Below are 1,027 nucleotides of genomic sequence, written 5' to 3'. Positions count from 1 at the left end.
ACGTAGTCGTCGCCCTCGCGCATCAGGGCCCGCAGGGCCGTGGGGGCGGTGTAGAAGATCTCGACCCTGTGCTTGTCGATCACCTCCCAGAAGCGGCTGGGGGTGGGATAGTTGGGCACGCCCTCGAAGATCAGGCTGGTCCCGCCATTGGCCAGCGGACCGTAGACGACATAGCTGTGACCGGTGACCCAGCCGACATCGGCCGTGCACCAGAACACCTCGCCCGCACGATAGTCGAACACCGCCCAGAAGGTCCACGAGGCCCAGGCCAGGTAGCCGCCGGTGGTGTGCAGCACGCCCTTGGGCTTGCCCGTCGATCCCGAGGTGTAGAGGATGAACAGCGGATCCTCGGCGTGCATCGGCTCGGGCGGGCAGTCGGTCGACACCGCCTCGCGGACATCCTGCCAGACGATGTCGCGGTTCTTGACCAGGGGCACGTCGGCGCCGGTCCAGCGGACCATCAGCACCTTGCCCACCCAGGGGCAGTGCTTGAGCGCCTCGTCGATATTGGCCTTCAGCGGGATGCGCTTGCCGCCGCGCTTGCCCTCGTCGGCGGTGATCACGAAGTGGGAGGCGCAGTCCTGGATGCGGCCGGCGATGCTGTCGGGCGAGAAGCCGCCGAACACCACCGAATGGACCGCGCCGATCCGCGCGCAGGCCAGCATGGCGACGGCGGCGATCGGGATCATCGGCAGGTAGATCGTCACCCGGTCGCCCTTCTGGACGCCCTGGACCTTGAGGACGTTGGCCATGCGGCAAACCTCCTCGTGCAGCTGGCCATAGGTCAGGGTGTCGGAGGTCCCCGGCTCGTCGCCCTCGAAGATCAGGGCGATGTCGTCCTTGCGGGCCGGCAGGTGGCGATCCAGGCAGTTGGCGCTGACGTTCAGCACCCCGTCCTCGTACCAGCGGATGCGGAAGTCGTCCTTGTCGAACGAGACGTCCTTGATCTGGGTCGGGGCCTTGATCCAGTCCAGCCGGGCGGCGATGTCGCGCCAGTAGCCTTCCGGATCGGTCTTGACCCGGGCCA

General features: G+C 67.4%; 1 protein-coding gene. It reads right to left on the bottom strand.

Annotation, left to right across the window (positions count from 1 at the left end):
• Positions 1-1,027 (bottom strand): AMP-binding protein (locus AC1RNC_RS26095; protein ID WP_492888882.1); only part of this gene is annotated, 1,027 nt, incomplete at both ends.

The organism is Caulobacter sp. GW822-FHT01G02 (assembly GCF_058802865.1).
This window is presented reverse-complemented; position numbering and strand designations above follow the sequence as displayed.